Annotated in this window: 12 protein-coding genes and 2 pseudogenes; 8 read left to right on the forward strand and 6 right to left on the reverse strand. The window is 70.9% G+C overall.

What is annotated here, in order from left to right; genetic code table 11:
• Positions 1-125: 125 nt before the first annotated feature.
• The 6 genes and pseudogenes from ACILRF_RS03665 to ACILRF_RS03690 all read left to right on the forward strand — a co-directional run.
• Positions 126-323 (forward strand): annotated as a pseudogene (locus ACILRF_RS03665) (cold-shock protein); the annotation flags it as partial.
• A 162-nt stretch (positions 324-485) separates the two neighbouring features.
• Complete coding sequence (locus ACILRF_RS03670; RefSeq protein WP_395670926.1) at positions 486-683, forward strand: cold-shock protein; 198 nt, start codon at positions 486-488, stop codon at positions 681-683.
• Between the two features lie 188 nt (positions 684-871).
• Positions 872-1,387, forward strand: a complete 516-nt coding sequence (locus ACILRF_RS03675; protein ID WP_395670914.1) for a hypothetical protein — start codon at positions 872-874, stop codon at positions 1,385-1,387.
• A gap of 199 nt (positions 1,388-1,586) precedes the next feature.
• The gene (locus ACILRF_RS03680) at positions 1,587-1,865 is read left to right on the forward strand and encodes a hypothetical protein (RefSeq protein WP_395670915.1); all 279 of its coding nucleotides are present in this window, start codon (positions 1,587-1,589) and stop codon (positions 1,863-1,865) included.
• Positions 1,865-3,448, forward strand: a complete 1,584-nt coding sequence (locus ACILRF_RS03685; protein ID WP_395670916.1) for an EAL domain-containing protein — start codon at positions 1,865-1,867, stop codon at positions 3,446-3,448. Before ACILRF_RS03680 ends, ACILRF_RS03685 begins: the two co-directional genes overlap by 1 nt.
• 168 nt (positions 3,449-3,616) lie before the next feature.
• Entirely contained in the window at positions 3,617-5,635 is a 2,019-nt protein-coding gene (locus ACILRF_RS03690) for an elongation factor G (RefSeq protein WP_395670917.1), read from the forward strand.
• A 9-nt stretch (positions 5,636-5,644) separates the two neighbouring features.
• On the opposite strand, the gene ACILRF_RS03695 is transcribed toward ACILRF_RS03690, so the two are convergent.
• Positions 5,645-6,271, reverse strand: a complete 627-nt coding sequence (locus ACILRF_RS03695; RefSeq protein WP_395670918.1) for a glutathione S-transferase family protein — start codon at positions 6,269-6,271, stop codon at positions 5,645-5,647.
• 62 nt (positions 6,272-6,333) lie between these two features.
• On the reverse strand, positions 6,334-8,142 hold the full coding sequence (locus ACILRF_RS03700; protein WP_395670919.1) for a DUF885 domain-containing protein: 1,809 nt from the start codon (positions 8,140-8,142) through the stop codon (positions 6,334-6,336).
• A gap of 94 nt (positions 8,143-8,236) precedes the next feature.
• On the opposite strand from ACILRF_RS03700, the gene ACILRF_RS03705 reads away from it, so the two are divergent.
• On the forward strand, positions 8,237-9,556 hold the full coding sequence (locus tag ACILRF_RS03705) for a M20/M25/M40 family metallo-hydrolase (RefSeq protein ID WP_395670920.1): 1,320 nt from the start codon (positions 8,237-8,239) through the stop codon (positions 9,554-9,556).
• Positions 9,553-10,785 carry an NAD(P)/FAD-dependent oxidoreductase gene (locus ACILRF_RS03710; protein WP_395670921.1) on the forward strand — a complete coding sequence of 411 codons (1,233 nt, stop codon included), beginning with the start codon at positions 9,553-9,555 and terminating at the stop codon, positions 10,783-10,785. The genes ACILRF_RS03705 and ACILRF_RS03710 overlap by 4 nt, the downstream gene beginning before the upstream one ends.
• Here ACILRF_RS03710 and cckA read toward each other — a convergent pair.
• From cckA to ACILRF_RS03730, 4 genes and pseudogenes are all read right to left on the reverse strand, one after another.
• Positions 10,757-12,859, reverse strand: coding sequence for a cell cycle histidine kinase CckA (gene cckA, locus ACILRF_RS03715; RefSeq protein WP_395670922.1), 2,103 nt, complete (start codon positions 12,857-12,859; stop codon positions 10,757-10,759). The two genes, ACILRF_RS03710 and cckA, sit on opposite strands and share 29 nt — an antisense overlap.
• 64 nt (positions 12,860-12,923) lie before the next feature.
• Positions 12,924-14,021: a flagellar biosynthesis protein FlhB gene (gene flhB / locus ACILRF_RS03720; protein ID WP_395670923.1), complete on the reverse strand. Its 1,098-nt coding sequence runs from the start codon at positions 14,019-14,021 to the stop codon at positions 12,924-12,926.
• Positions 14,022-14,027: 6 nt separating this feature from the next.
• Positions 14,028-14,783, reverse strand: a complete 756-nt coding sequence (gene fliR, locus ACILRF_RS03725; protein ID WP_395670924.1) for a flagellar biosynthetic protein FliR — start codon at positions 14,781-14,783, stop codon at positions 14,028-14,030.
• A gap of 20 nt (positions 14,784-14,803) precedes the next feature.
• Positions 14,804-14,928 (reverse strand): annotated as a pseudogene (locus tag ACILRF_RS03730) (flagellar biosynthetic protein FliQ); the annotation flags it as partial.

A 14,928-nucleotide genomic window follows, 5' to 3' on the forward strand; every position in this document is an offset into this window, starting at 1 on the left:
CGAGTCACGGGGCGGCTAGTCGGCTGCGTTTTCCGCCGTTACATAGCTTGTACGGCCCCCAAATTCGGCGGCCGGCCGCAGCCGGATTTGGCGGCGGAAGACTTCTATGGGTTAGGTCACGCGATATGGCGAGCGGCACGGTCAAGTGGTTCAACACCGCTAAGGGCTTTGGATTTATTCAACCGGATGACGGCGGCGCTGACGTCTTCGTCCACATCTCGGCGGTCGAGCAGGCGGGCCTTCGCGGCCTGAATGAGGGCGATCTGGTCGATTTCGAACTCGAGCAGGACCGTCGGTCGGGCAAGCTGTCCGCCGGCCAACTGGTCGTCACCGGCCAGGGCGCGGCCCCGGCCCGCAGCGGCGGCGGCGGCGGCGGCTTCGGCGCTCCCCGTGGCGGCGGCTTCGACCGCGCTCCGCGCGGCGGCGGCTTCGGCGGCGGCGGCGGCCGCACTCCGGGCCAGGTCTCCGGTTCGGGCGACGGCACGGTGAAGTGGTTCAACCCCACCAAGGGCTTCGGTTTCATCCAGCCTTCGGATGGCGGTCAGGACGTCTTCGTCCACATCTCGGCGGTCGAGCAGGCTGGCCTGCGCGGCCTGAACGAGGGCCAGACGGTGGCTTATGACCTCGAGCAGGACCGCCGGTCGGGCAAGACCTCGGCGACGAACCTGCGGGTCACGGGCTGACCTGACGCGACGCTCCCCCCGCTCCGGCGGGGGGACGGATGCGCTTTTCCTCCCCATTGTTCAGGGGAGACGATCGGCCGTGATCCGGCCGAACGGGACGTTTCGTCCCTCCGTTGCTTTCAAGCACAGCTGAACCGGCCTCGGCGCGAGGCGTTTCGGGACCGTCGAAACGACGACCTGGAGGACGCGTGCGCACATCGCTGATCGCAGCCCTGGCCGGAGCCCTGGCGCTGCCGGCCGCCGCCCAGGACCAAGCGGTCCCGCTTTCCTCCATCCCGACGGTCGAGCCGTCCGACAACTCGGTGACGCCGGCTGCGCCGCCGCCCGAGCAATTCGCCGCCCCGCCGGCCATCGCGCCGCCAGCGCCTTCGCCCTCCTCCCGTGCTGAGCCGGAAAAGAAGGCCAAGAAGCCGGACATGGTCGAGACGGCGGGCGGCGCCGTCGGCGGCGTGCTCGGCAGCACCGCCGGCGCGGTCGGCGGCCCGTTGGGGAGCGCGGCCGCCGGGATGGTCGGCAACCGCGTCGGCCGCGGGACCGTCGGCCTGCTCAAGAAGGTGTTCGGCGGCAAGAAGAAGACCGCGAAGGACGCGCCGGTGGTCGCCGATGCGGCCGCGCCCCCGGTTGCGGCAATCCCAGCCACGACGTCGGCGGTCGACGCTGCGGCGGAGGTCCCGCCAGCCGCACCCGCCCCGGCCGCACCCTAGCCGGCGTCAGGCCGTCGGTTCCACGTCAACAGGATGCGGTAGAGGCGGAGCAGGTCGCCGCCTCACGGGTCCGGGGCGTCGGAGACGGCGGCGCACCTTTCACCCACGGTTAAGCATCCCCCCGGTTGCGGCGCCCAAAACCTTAAGAGGTGGCGCGATAGGCTGCGCGTCGATCCGGAATTGGGCCGGCGAGGCGCGTATGAGTGAGGACAATGCAGGCTCGAGGCGCGATCTGATCGCGCGGGTGGCCACCCTGGAACTGCTGGTGTCCGACCTCATCGACCTGCTCTGGCGGGTCGACCCGCAGGGCATGGGCCGGGTGGCGAGCGAGGCGGCAGCCGACCTCGAAATCCACCACAACCGCACCCTGACGGCGGCCGAGCATCAGCGCGAGCGGCTCTACACCGTGCTGGCCGAGCGCAAGCGCAAGCTGCAGCACCGTCGCCGGACGCCGACCGAACAGACCCTGAGCGCCTGATGTCCCTCGGTCCCCATCGCTGGCTCGGTTTCGCCTTCGCCAACGCCGACCTCCTGCTGGAGGTAGGCGCCGACGCCCGCGTGACGTTCGCGGTGGGCGCCAGCGAGATCGTATCCGGCGCCGCCGAGGGCGAGCTGACCGGCCGCACCTGGGGCGAACTTGTCGACCCCGCCGACCTGCCGATGCTGGAGGCCATGCTGGAAGGCCTGGAGGACGGTCGGCGGGTCGGCCCCCTCGTCCTGCGCCTCGCCGCGACCAGCGACGGCGCGACCCGCGCCGCCGCCATCCGGGCGTTCCGCCTGCCGGGCGCCGGCGGGGCCATCTCCTGCGCCCTAACCCGCGCCGCTCTCGACAAAGCCCCGCCGAAGGGCGCCCTGCACGGTCGCGCCGAGTTCGAGGAACTGGCCCAGGCGCTGCTGAAGGCCGCCGCCTCCGGCGAGGCCGAGCTGGAACTGGCGATGCTCGACATCGCCGGCCTGAAGGCGGCGCGCGACGTCGCCTCGCCTTTCGGCCGCGCCGCGCTGGAGAGGCGGCTGGCCGGCGCCCTGCGCTCGGAAGCCTATGGCGGCGCCGCCGCAACGGCGCTGGGCGACGAACGCTTCGCCCTGGTGCGAGCCCGCGGCGAGGCGGTCAGCGCCCTCGCCGCCCGGGTCACGCGCCTCGTGAACGCCGTCACGCCGACGCCGGTCGCCGCCACCGCCGAGGCCGTGGCGCTGAAGCCCGACGGCGACCGCCAGGCTCTGCGCGCCCTGCGCTACTGCCTCGACAGCTTCCTGCGAGACGGGCCGGGCTCGGCGCCGACCAACCTCTCGACCGCCCTCACCGAGGCGATGGAGAAAACCCTGGACGAGGTCGGCGCGCTGGGCCTCGCAATCCGCGAAAAGGATTTCCGCCTCGTCTACCAGCCCGTCATCACCCTCAGGACCGGCGGCCTGCACCACTATGAGGCCCTGGTCCGGTTCGGCGACGAGGGCAGCCCCTTCCCGCTGATCCGCATGGCCGAGGAGATGGACCTGATCGAGGCCCTGGACCTCGCCATCCTGGAGCGGGCCATCGAAGCCCTGTGCCGTCGACCGGGTCTGAAGGTGGCGGTCAACGTCTCCGGCCGCACCATCGCCAGCGCCGGCTTCATCGAACGGGCCTCCAACCTGATCGCCGCCCATCCGAAGGCGAACGGCCGGCTGATGTTCGAGCTGACGGAAAGCGCCGCCCTCGACGACCTGAAGCTGGCGGCTCGTCACCTGGAGGCCCTGCGCGCCCTCGGCTGCGAGATCTGCCTTGACGACTTCGGCGCGGGCGCCGCCTCGCTCGCTTATCTGCAGCAGCTCAGGCTCGACGTCCTGAAGATCGACGGCCGCTACATCCGCGACCTGCAGCGCGGCGGCCGCGAGGCGACCTTCGTCAAACACCTCGTCTCGATGTGCCAGGAGCTGAACGTCCGCACCCTGGCTGAGATGGTCGAAAGCCGCGAGGCCGAGGCGGCCGTCCGCGAGGCGGGAGTCGACTTCGCCCAGGGCTGGCTTTACGGCGCCGCCATGGACGAGCCGGATTGGGAACCGTCACGAGCCCGCGCCATCAGCTGACAAGCTGATCAAGTGAACGTGCGTTCGGCCGCGCCGGGTTGAAGCCTAGGGTTTTTCCAAGGGCGGCGTCCGGCCAGCCTATGCCCTGGTCGCAACGAACCCGCCCGCCACCGCGTCGTCGGAGGCGTCCCCCTCCCTCGGCGCCCGAGGTGATGGGAGGACCAGACCATGCCAATCCAGTCCGAGGGGTCCGTCCGGGCGCTCGCGCTCGTCGGCCCCGTCAGCGCCGGCAAGACCACCCTGATGGAAGCCCTGCTGCGCGCCACCGGCGCGGCGCACGCGAGATCCGGCGGCGGCGGGGAGATGGTCGGCGATTCCAGTCCCGAGGCGCGGGCCCGCGGCCACTCGGTCGAACTGAACCTCGCCGGCTTTGAGTTCATGGGCGATCGCTATGCGGTGATCGACTGCCCCGGGTCGCTGGAATTCTGCGCGGATCTCGACGCTGCCCTGCCGGCCGTCGACCTGGCCATCGTCGTCGCCGAGCCCGATCCCGGCAAGGCGCAGCTGTTGCAGCCGACCTTGCGCGAGCTCGAACGCCTGGGCGTGCCGCACGCCCTCTTCATCAACAAGATGGACCAGGCCAAGGGCGCCCTGCCCGACCTGCTGGCCGCTCTCGCCCCCGCCAGCGCCGCGCCGCTGGTCGCTCGCCAGATCCCGATCTGGGAAGGAGACAAGGTTGCGGGCTTCATCGACCTCGCCCTGGAGCGCGCCTTCGTCTGGCGGCCCGGCGAGCCCATGCAGTCCGAGATTCCCGCCGAGTTGCGCGACGCCGAGGCCGAGGCCCGCTTCCACATGCTGGAGCAGATCGCCGACTTCGACGACGAGCTGCTGGAACAGCTTCTCAGCGACGTGACGCCGAGCCGCGACGCGGTGTTCGCCGACTTGGTCCGGGAGATGAACGCCGGGCTGATCGTGCCGGTATTCTTCGGCTCGGCGTCGAACGGCTTCGGCGTCCAGCGACTGCTCAAGGCGCTGCGCCACGAATGCCCGCCGCCGCAGCGCGCCGCCGAACGCCTCGGCGTCGAGCGGGGCGCCTACGTCCTGAAGACCGCCTATGCCGGGCAGTCGGGCAAGCTGGCCTACGCTCGCGTGTTCGGCGGCGGGCTGGACGACGGCGCCGAGGTGACCCTGCCCGGGGGCGAACGCTCGCGGGTCGGCGGCCTGTCGACCGTGCTGGGCGGGGCGCTGCGCAAGATCTCCTCGGCGCCCCCGGGCGAGGTCGTGGCGATCGGCAAGGTCGAACAGGCGATGGCCGGCCAGATCTTGTCGCTGACGGGTCGGCCGCAGGCGGCCCGAGAAGCGGTGCGGCCGCGCCGGCCTCTCTTCGCGGTGGCCCTCGCGGCCCGCAACCGCAAGGACGACGTGCGGCTGTCCGGCGCCCTCGGCAAGCTGATCGAGGAGGATCCCGGCCTGACCCTGACCCATGACGCCGAGGCCCGCCAGATGCTCCTGGCCGGCCAGGGCGAGGGCCATGTGCGGCTGGTGCTGGAGCGGCTGAAGCGGCGGTTCGGCGTCGAGATCGACACCGCCCAGCCGAAGACCGCCTACCGCGAAACGATCCAGCGCGGCGTCAGCCACCGGGCCCGGCACAAGAAGCAGTCCGGCGGCCACGGCCAGTTCGCCGATGTGACGATCGAGGTCCGGCCCCTGCCCCGCGGCTCGGGCTTCGTTTTCGCCCAGCGTATCGTCGGCGGGGCCGTGCCGAAGCAATGGATCCCGGCCGTCGAGCAGGGCGTGCGCGACGGGCTGGAGCGGGGCCCGCTCGGCTTCCCGGTCACCGACCTCGAAGTCACCCTGACCGACGGCCAGACCCACAGCGTCGACTCCTCAGAGATGGCCTTCCGCATCGCCGGGCGGACGGCGATCGAGGAGGCGCTGCGGGCCTGCGGTTCGGTGCTGCTGGAGCCGATCGAGAAGCTGATCGTCTACTCGCCATCGCCGAGCGCCTCCAACGTCACCTCGGCCCTGACCGCGCGCCGCGGACAGATCCTGGGCCTGGGCCCGCGCGAGGACTGGCGCGGCTGGGAACGGATCGAGGCCTACCTGCCCCAGAGCGAGCGGCAGCAGCTGATCGCCGAGCTGCGCGGCCTGACCCAGGGGCTCGGGGCCTTCGAAGCCGACTTCGATCACATGAGCGAGCTGACCGGTCGACTGGCCGAGGAGGCGAGCCGGCCAGCGCCGGCCTAGCGCGCCGGTCTAGCCGCGCGCCGCCATCTGCGTGGCGAGCTCGTCGTCGAGCTGGTTGGCGCGCACCGCCGCCGGGCGGCTGGCCAGTCGCGAGACATAGGCGGCGAAGGCCGGCCGCTTTTCGATCGTACCGAACTGCATGCCCCAGGCCAGGTGGGCGCCGAGATAGACGTCGGCGGCGGTGAAACGGTCGCCGGCGACATAGGCGCGGCCGTCGACCGCCGCCTCCACCGCGCCCAAGGTGCGCTCGTAGTTGCCGAACCCGAGCATGCCTTCGCGCTCGGGCGGCGCCTGCCAGCTCATCGACCTGGCGACCACCGCCTGCTCCAGCGGCCCGGCCGCGAAGAACAGCCAGCGATAATAGGCGGCGCGCTCCGGCGAGCCCGCCGCCGGCGCCAGGCCGGCGTCAGGGAAGGCGTCCGCCAGATAGGCGCAGACCGCCGCCGTTTCAGTCACCACCGCCGCGCCGTGCTTGAGCGTCGGCAGCTTGCCCATCGGGTTCACCGCCAGGAACTCGGCCGGCCGCGGCCCGTATTCGATGACCTTCACCTCATAGGGTTGGCCGACCTCTTCCAGCATCCAGCGGGCGATGCGGCCACGCGACTGCGGGTGAGTGTAAAGCACGAGGTCCGACATCTGGCGTCTCCTTGCCGAAGGGGCGGCGCGGATTCTACGCGGCGCCAGACAACAAGGCTATGTCAGCGCTGAAACTCGGCGATGTACTGGTCGATACGAGCCTCCAGCACGGTCAGCGGCATGGCTCCGGCCAGCAGGCCGGCGTCGTGGAACCGTCGCAGATCGAACCGCCCGCCCAGCGCCGTTCGCGCCTTCTCCCGCAGCCGCAGCCAGGTCAGCTTGCCGACCATGTAGCTGCACGCCTGGCCCGGCCAGACGCAGTAGCGCTCGATCTCGGTCGTAGCGGCCGTGGTCGGGCTGCCGTCGATGGAGCTCATGGTCTCGATCGCCTTCTCGCGGGTCCAGCGCTTGTGGTGCAGGCCGGTGTCGACCACCAAACGCGCCGACCGGAACAGCGCCGCCTGGAGGTAGCCGACCTCGCCGAGCGGGTCGTCGGCATAGACGCCCATCTCCTGGGCGAGCTGCTCGGCATAGAGCGCCCAGCCCTCGCCGTAGGACGAGAAGAACATCGCCCGCCGGATCATCGGCAGGTCGGCCTCCTGCTGCAGGGCGAGTTGCATGTGGTGGCCAGGGGTCGCCTCGTGGAACGACAGGGTCGGCAGGCTCCAGGTCGGATATTCGGCCGTGTCGCGCAGGTTGATCCAGAAGATCCCCGGCCGCGAGCCGTCCAGCGACGGCGCGTTGTAGTAGCCGCCCGGCGCCCCCGCCTCGATAAACGCCGGCACCCGGCGCACCTCGACCGGGGCCTTGGGCAGCGTCGCGAACATCTGGGGCAGTCGCGCCGTGGTCGCGGCGACCCGGGCGTTGAGGTCGGCGATCAGCTTTTCCTTGCCGGCGTCGGTATTCGGATAGTGATGGCGCTTGTCCTTGTAGAGCGCCTGGATGCGCGCGCCGACCGGGCCTTGCGAATAGCCGGATTTGCGCAGCAGGACGTCGGCCCGTTCCGAGAGCTGGCGCGCCTGGTCAAGGCCCATCTGGTGGATCTCGTCCGGGCTCAGGCGGGTGGTCGTGGAGGCGCGCAACGCCAGCGCGTAATAGGCCTCGCCGTCGGGAAGTCGCCAGCAGCCCGCGTCGTGGACCGCCCGGGGCTGGAGCTCCTTGAAGAAGCCGATCTGCCGCTGCAGGGCGGGAACCACCTTGTCCCGATAGATCGCCGCCGCCCGGCCGGCGTAGTCGCCGGCGATGGCCTTTTCCTTGGCCCGTTGGGCGACCGAGGTGACAAGCGGCGAGCGCTCGGCGGGCCCGATCAGGCCGTTCATCTGGGTCAGGGTGCGCTCGACCACGAAGTCCGGCGGGACGACCCCGAGGCCGACGTCGTGGCGGGCGCGCTCCAGCTCCTGGTCCATCACTGTCGCGAAGGCGTCGAGGCGCGCGAGATAGGCTTCGGCATCCTCCCGCGTCTCGATGACGTGCTGGCTGCCGAGGAAGTCGGGCTTGTCCTGATAGGCGCCGGTGAGCTGCGACAACACATAGGGCTGGCCGGCGCCCTGGTAGCCGAAGTTGAAGCGCCGATCGGCCTCGGCGGTGAGCTCGAGCGTCGCCAGCAGGGTGTCATAGTTCACCGCCGCCATGCCGGAGAGCTTCGCCCGGTCGATTGCCTTGAGCCGGCGCAGCTGGTCGGCGTTCTGGGCCTTGTCGCGGGCCAGGTCGGCCAGGGAGGCATCGTCCAGCATGCGCTTGGCGCCCGCCCGTTCGCCCTTGTCGAGGCCGAGGCTGGTGACGGTCTCCGGCGAGTCGTCCAGCGCCTCCTTGAAGATCTTGTCCAGGAACCGCGAAAGCTGCGCCTCGGCGTCGACGGGCTGGGCGTGCGCGACGCCGGCCAGGGCCGTTCCGGCGGCGGCGGTGAGCAGCAGGTCGCGGCGGTTGAGCATCGGGTCGAAAGCCTTCGAAATGTTACATGTGTGACGCTACGCTTAGGACGGTCCACAGGCCGGCGGCAAGGCGCGCTCGGGTTAAATTCCGGTCATGCGCGGCGCGCCCGCGGTGGCGCCGGTGGGCGGGATCGCGTCATATACGGCCGTGCTCATACATCTCGCCGCCGCCACCCTTTTCTTCAGCGCCGTCGCCGGTTCCGTCCAGGCCCAGGAGGCCGCTGTCCGCCGGCTGACCGCCAGCGCCGCGTTCCAGGCCGCAACCGCGCAACTCGCCCGCGACCATGAGCGCACGGTCTCCGACACGATCGCCCTGACCGAAATCCCGGCCCCACCGTTCAAGGAGGCCGCCCGGGCGAGGGCCTACATGCAGATGCTGCGCGACCACGGCCTCTCCGATGTCGAGATCGACGCTGAAGGCAATGTCATGGGCCTGCGCCGTGGCACGGGGCCGGCCGGCGGCCCGGTGGTGGCGATCGCCGCTCACCTAGACACTGTCTTCCCCGAGGGCCCGATAAAGGTCCGGCGCGACGGCGACCGGCTGCACGCACCAGGCATCGGCGACAACAGCCACAGCCTGGCGGTGCTGCTGGCTTATGTCCGCGCCCTCGACGCCGCCGGCATTCGCACCCGCCGCGACATTCTCTTCGTCGGCGACGTCGGCGAGGAGGGGCCGGGCGACCTGCGTGGCATGCGGGCTCTGTTCGCCGGCCGCTACAAGGATCGCATCACCGCCTTCTTCGCGATGGATGGCCTCGACGCCGCCCGCATCGTCAACACCGCCGTCGGCTCGCGACGCTACCGGGTGACGTTCCGCGGACCTGGCGGGCACAGCTATGGCGCGTTCGGCCTTGTCAATCCGATGGCGGCCATGGCGGCTGCTGTCGTCGAAATGAACAAGATCGTCCCGCCGCGCAGCCCGCGCACCACCTATGCGACGACGATGGTCGGGGGCGGCACCTCGGTGAACGCCATCCCGGAAGCCATCTGGCTGGAGGTCGACATGCGCTCCGAGAGCGCCGCCGAACTCGCCAGGCTCGACGCCCGCTTCCTGGAGATCGTCAAGACCGCCGTCGCCGCCGAGAACGCCGCACGCTCCACCCGCGCCGGCGAGGTGCGGGCCGAGGTCACCCAGATCGGCGACCGCCCGGCCGGCGTGACTTCCGAAGACGCCGCCATCGTCCGCGCCGCGAAGGCCGCCGCCGTCGCCGCGGGCTTCACGCCGGAACTCGCCTCCGGCTCCACCGACGCCAACCTGCCGATCAGCCTCGGCATCCCGGCCGTGACCATCGCCTCCGGCGGCGCTGGCGGCCGCGCCCATGCGCCCGACGAATGGATCGAACTCGACCCGGCCAAGACCTGGCGCGGCCAGTCCGTCGGCCTCGCCGCCCTCGTGGTGATGGCCGACCAATGAGCCAGGTCGCAGACGGCGACGTCGCTGTGATCGGGGCGGGCCCCGCCGGCCTGATGGCGGCCGAGACTCTGGCGCGGGCCGGGCGCACGGTCGTGGTCTATGAGCGCATGCCGTCGGTCGGGCGCAAGTTCCTGATGGCCGGGCGCGGCGGCCTCAACCTGACGCACTCCGAGCCGCTGCCGACTTTTCTCACCCGCTACGGCGCGGCGCGGGGCTGGGTCGGCCCGCTGGTCGAGGCGTTCACGCCGGCCGAGCTGATCGCCTGGGCCGAGGCGCTCGGCCAGCCGACCTTCACCGGCTCGTCCGGCCGCGTCTTCCCGAAGACGCTCAAGGCCTCCCCGCTGCTGCGCGCGTGGCTGGCGGAGCTGGCTCGGTTGGGCGTCGAGGTGCGCACCCGGCACCTCTGGACCGGCTGGACCGACGACGGCGCGCTGCGGTTCGAGACCCCCGACGGCGCGGTGCAGGTCCGCCCCGTCGCCACCGTGCTTGCCCTTGGCGGCGCGAGCTGGCCGCGGTTGGGCTCGGACGGAGCCTGGACAAGCCTTCTGGATGATGTCGCGCCTCTGCGTCCCGCGAACGTCGGCTTCGACCTCGCCTGGAGTGAGGTCTTCCGCGACCGCTTCGAAGGTCAGCCGCTGAAAAACGTCGCGCTGCACTTTGGCGAGACGGTCGCCCGCGGCGACATCGTGGTGACCCGCCACGGCCTGGAAGGCGGTGCAGTCTACGCCGTGTCCGCCGCCCTGCGCGACGCTATCGACGCGACGGGCGAGGCCCGGATACGCCTCGACCTGCGTCCGGACCAGGACGTCCCCGCCCTCACCGCGCGCCTCGATCACGGCCGCAAAGGCGAGAGCCTTTCCAACCGCCTGCGCAAGGCCGGGCTGTCGGCGCTGGAGGTCAACCTGCTGCGCGAGGCCGCCGGGCCGGGCCTGCCGACCGACGCCAAGGGGCTGGTCAAGCGCATCAAGGACGTCCGACTGCGCCTGGGCGGCGTTCAGCCCATCACCCGGGCCATATCCTCGGCCGGCGGCGTGCGGGCCTCGGCGGTGGACGAGGGGCTGATGCTGACCGCCCGCCCCGGCGTCTTCGTCGCCGGCGAGATGCTCGATTGGGAAGCCCCGACCGGCGGCTACCTCCTCCAGGCCAGCTTCGCGACTGGGCGAGCGGCGGGCGAGGGCGCGCTGCGTTGGCTTGCGGGCGTCACGCCGCCTTCTGCAGTTCCTGCTTAACCCGCTCGGCCAGGGTCTTGATGTCGATAGGCTTGGGCAGGAAGGAGACGTTGGTCTCACCTTCCAGCAGGTCGGAGAACTCGCTCTCGGCGTACCCTGAGATGAACATCACCGGCGCGGCGCCCAGATAACCCCTGGCCTGCTTCAGCAGGTCCGGCCCCTGCATGCCGGGCATCACTACGTCCGAGATCATCAGGTCGATCGTCCCGGCGTGGGCCTCGGCGAGCTCGAGGGCCTCCTCACCGCTGGCCGCCTCGATCACCTCGTAGCCGCGGGCTCGCAGCAGCTTGGCGGCGACGCCGCGCACGGCGTCCTCGTCCTCGACGAAGAGGATGCGTCCGGCTCCGGAGAGGTCGCGGGCGACCGGCCGCTTCGGTTGCGGCGGCGGGACGGCCGGCGCGCCGGCGACCGGAATGTGCACCGGCAGGAAGATCCGGAAGGCCGCGCCCTCGCCTGGCCTGGAGTCGATGCTGATCCAGCCGTCCGATTGCTTGACGATCCCGTAGACGGTGGCGAGGCCAAGGCCCGTCCCCTCGCCCACCGGCTTGGTGGTGAAGAACGGCTCGAAGATCTTCTCCATGATCTCCGGCGCGATGCCGGGGCCGTCGTCCGAGACCTCGATCAGCGCCTGGTCGCCCTGCGCTCCGGGATAGCCCATGCCCTGCGCCTGTTCCTGGGTCAGGCGCGCGGTGCGGATCTTGACCTGGCCGCCGCCATGGGCGCGGACGGCGTCGCGGGCGTTGACGGCGAGGTTCATGACCGCCGTCTCGAGCTGGCCGCGGTCGGCCTTCACGGCCGGCAGGTTCCGGCCATAGTCGGTGACCAGCTTGACGTCCTCGTAGAGGACCCGGCGCAGCAACACCTCGAACTCGCTGATCAGCTCGCCGAGATCCAGCACCTCGCGCTGCACGGTCTGCTTGCGCGAGAAGGCCAGCAGCTTGCGCACCAGGTCGGCGGCGCGGGCCGAGGTCTGGCGGATCTCGTTCAGGCCTTCGTAGGACGGATCGCCCACAGGGTGCCGGGCCGCCAGCACGTCGAGCTGCATGAAAATGGCGGTCAGCAGGTTGTTGAAGTCATGGGCTACCCCGCCGGCCAGCTGGCCGATGGCCTGCATCTTCTGACTCTGGGCCAGCTGCAGTTCGATCTGCTTCTGCTCGGAGACGTCGACCAGATAGGCGACCCAGCGGCCGTCGCTCTTCGACAGATAGAGGTGGGCGATGCGGCTCGGGTCCTGGGCCAGCCGGACCTCCAGGGCGCCGACATGGCCGCCGGCCAGCCGTTGCGCCGCGTCGGCCCGGCTGGCCGGCTCAATCAACTCGCCGAACGGCTGACCGACCTCGCCCGCCCCGGCCACGGCCTTCAGGGCGGGGTTGGCTTCGTGGATCGTCGCCTCGAACGGCTCCTCGCCCTCAAGCAGGGCGGCGCCGAACGGCGAGGCGGCGGCGAAGGCGTCCAGCACCTTGGGCGGCGGGCTCTTGGCTGAGGTTACCGCCTGGATCACCTCCATGGCCGCGGCCGGCAGGGCGAGGGTCTGGCCCTGGCCAGGCAGGCGGATCAGGAATCGACGGGCGTCGAACGCCGAAGCCAGCACCTCGTGATCGGCGCCGCCGGCGCGGATCGCCGCGCGGCCGATCTCGCCCTTGCGGGCGGCGGTCAGAGCGGCGAACAGGCCCGCGCCGGACGCTCCGGCCTTGGGCAGGCGAACCGCCGCTCCGACCAGGGACTTCCACGCCGGGTTGGCGGCCTGGATCCGCCCGTCGGCGGCGACGAGGGCGGCCGGCTCCGCCAGGGCGGCGAGCAGCTTTTCGGGACCCGGCTGCGCCTCGGCGACCGGTTGCCCCGCGCCGCGCAGCCCAAAGAGGCCCAGGCACGCAACGCCCGCCAGGCCGATCAGCAGCATCAGCCCGGCCAGGGTCGCGGGTCCGGCGTTCAGGGCCGGAGCCGCCGCAAAGGCGACGGCGAGCAGGAAGAACGCCACCGCAGCGGTGGTCAGCAGGTCGCCCCTGCGGCGCTTGGAACGGGTCCCGGCCATGTCGCGCGTCGGCGCCTCCAGGCGGTGAGCGGTGAACGCCATCGAATCACTCATACGCATTCTCGCACAGCGCCCGGCTTGTCGCAGGGCGTCGGACGTTGGGGGGTCAAAGCGGGCTCATCCGCGGACGGAGCGGCGCCGCCTTCTTTCCGCGGTTCAGGATGAAGCCGATGATCTTGGCCACCGCCTCGTAGTGGGCGGGCGGGATCGTCTCCTCGATCTCCACGGCGGCGTAGAGGGCGCGGGCCAGCGGCGGGTCTTCGATGACCGGCACGCCGGACTCTTCGGCCAGGGCCCGGATCTTCAGGGCGAGGCTGTCGAGGCCCTTGGCGACGCAGATCGGCGCCTCGTCCTCGCCCTGCTCGTAGCGCAGCGCGACGGCATAGTGGGTCGGGTTCATGACCACGACGGTGGCGTTTGGCACGGCCTGCATCATCCGCTGCCGGGCACGGGTCATGCGGATCTGTTTCTGGCGCGCCTTGACGTGCGGGTCGCCCTCGGACTGCTTGTAGTCTTCCTTGAGCTCTTCCTTGCTCATCCGCATGCGGGCCATGAACCGCTGCTTCTGCCAGAACCAGTCCGCCCCGGAGACGAGCAGCAACAGACCCGCCACCGCGAACACCAGCCGCCGCAGGATGTCGCAGACCAGCGGCAGGATGGCCGCCGGCTCAAGGGCCGCCAGGTTCGCCGCCTCGGCCATATGCGGTTTGAGGATCCACCAGGTCAGCCAGCCGACGGCGATCACCTTCAGCACGGACTTGACGAACTGCATCAGGGCGTCGAGCCCGAACAGGCGCTTGAAGCCGGCCATCGGCGACAGCTTCTGAAAGTCCATCTTCATCTTGTCGGGCGTGAACATCAGCCCGGTCTGGACGAGGTTGCCGGCCGCCCCGGCGACCGCGGCGGCGATGATCACCGTCAGGATCAGCGGCGCGGCCGCCTGCACCGCCTGGTAGGCGACGGCGACGCCCGACTGGCCAGTCACCGGGATGCCGTCAGGGTTGGCGATGAACGGCCGCATGGCGACGGCCAGGTTCTTGGCCATCCAGCCCCCGCCCATGGCCAGCACGGCGGCCGCGGCCAGGAACGACATGAACTGCGGCAGGTCGGGGGTCTTGGCGACGTCGCCCTTGGCGCGCGCCTGCTCTAATTTCCGCGGTGTCGGCTCTTCTGTCTTCGACGCGCCGTCGTTCTCCTCGGCCATGGCGGCTTAGCCGAACTGGGCCAGGAGTTCGCGATAGCGGTCCGTCCAGACCGTGCCGATCACGCCCAGGCTGAGGGCGAAGATCGACAGGCCGAGGAGCACCATCAGCGGCGTCGCGACGAAGAAGACCTGAAACTGCGGCATCACCCGGCCGACCATGCCGACGGCGATGTTGAAGATCAGCGAGAAGACCACCACCGGCGCCGCAAGCTGCAGCCCCAGCGCGAAGGAGTTACCCACCGTCTGCACGGCGAGCTGGGCGGCGTCGTCCACCATCACCGCGCGGTGGAAGGGGAAGACCTCGTAGGAGCGGACGATGGCGCTGATGAACAGGTGGTGCAGGCCGGTCGACATCACCAGCACGATGCCGATCAGGCCGAGGAAGGTGCCCAGCGTCGTCGACGGCTGGGCCTGGGCCGGGTTGGCCGTCTGGGAGAAGGCCAGGGTCGTCTGGATAGAGACGATTTCCCCGGCCGCCGCCAGCGACGACATGAACAGCCGCAGGATGCCGCCGATCAGCAGGCCGACCAGCACCTCCTTGATCACCGCGCCGGCGACGCCGCTGACCGCCAGCGGGATCTGCGGCACGGCCGGGGCCAGAACCGGGAACAGGGCCAGGGCCATGGCGAAGGCGAGGGCCATGCGGATGCGCGCCGGGATGAAGGCCTCGCCGATGCCGGGGATCAACATGACGATGGCGGCCAGCCGCGCGAACAGGAGGCCGGCGGCGTAGACCTGCTGAGCGGTGGCGTAGGATTCCATAGCGGGCCGATGCCCGTTCGCTACATGGCCGAGATGCGAGCGGCGATGTTGCGCATGAAGCCGTTCATCAGCGCGCCCATCAGCGGCAGGAAGACCAGCAGCGACACGAAGATCGCCACGATCTTCGGCGCATAGACCAGGGTCT

Origin of the sequence: Phenylobacterium sp. (assembly GCF_044236515.1) — a bacterium.
Taxonomy (GTDB): domain Bacteria; phylum Pseudomonadota; class Alphaproteobacteria; order Caulobacterales; family Caulobacteraceae; genus Phenylobacterium.

Excerpts from the sequence above, each read along its gene's own strand:
- ACILRF_RS03680 (WP_395670915.1), top strand. The coding sequence starts at position 1,587 with ATGAGTGAGGACAATGCAGGCTCGAGGCGCGATCTGATCGCGCGGGTG.
- ACILRF_RS03685 (WP_395670916.1), top strand. The coding sequence starts at position 1,865 with ATGTCCCTCGGTCCCCATCGCTGGCTCGGTTTCGCCTTCGCCAACGCC.
- ACILRF_RS03690 (WP_395670917.1), top strand. The coding sequence starts at position 3,617 with ATGCCAATCCAGTCCGAGGGGTCCGTCCGGGCGCTCGCGCTCGTCGGC.
- ACILRF_RS03695 (WP_395670918.1), bottom strand. The coding sequence starts at position 6,271 with ATGTCGGACCTCGTGCTTTACACTCACCCGCAGTCGCGTGGCCGCATC.
- ACILRF_RS03700 (WP_395670919.1), bottom strand. The coding sequence starts at position 8,142 with ATGCTCAACCGCCGCGACCTGCTGCTCACCGCCGCCGCCGGAACGGCC.
- ACILRF_RS03705 (WP_395670920.1), top strand. The coding sequence starts at position 8,237 with ATGCGCGGCGCGCCCGCGGTGGCGCCGGTGGGCGGGATCGCGTCATAT.
- ACILRF_RS03710 (WP_395670921.1), top strand. The coding sequence starts at position 9,553 with ATGAGCCAGGTCGCAGACGGCGACGTCGCTGTGATCGGGGCGGGCCCC.
- cckA (WP_395670922.1), bottom strand. The coding sequence starts at position 12,859 with ATGGCGTTCACCGCTCACCGCCTGGAGGCGCCGACGCGCGACATGGCC.
- flhB (WP_395670923.1), bottom strand. The coding sequence starts at position 14,021 with ATGGCCGAGGAGAACGACGGCGCGTCGAAGACAGAAGAGCCGACACCG.
- fliR (WP_395670924.1), bottom strand. The coding sequence starts at position 14,783 with ATGGAATCCTACGCCACCGCTCAGCAGGTCTACGCCGCCGGCCTCCTG.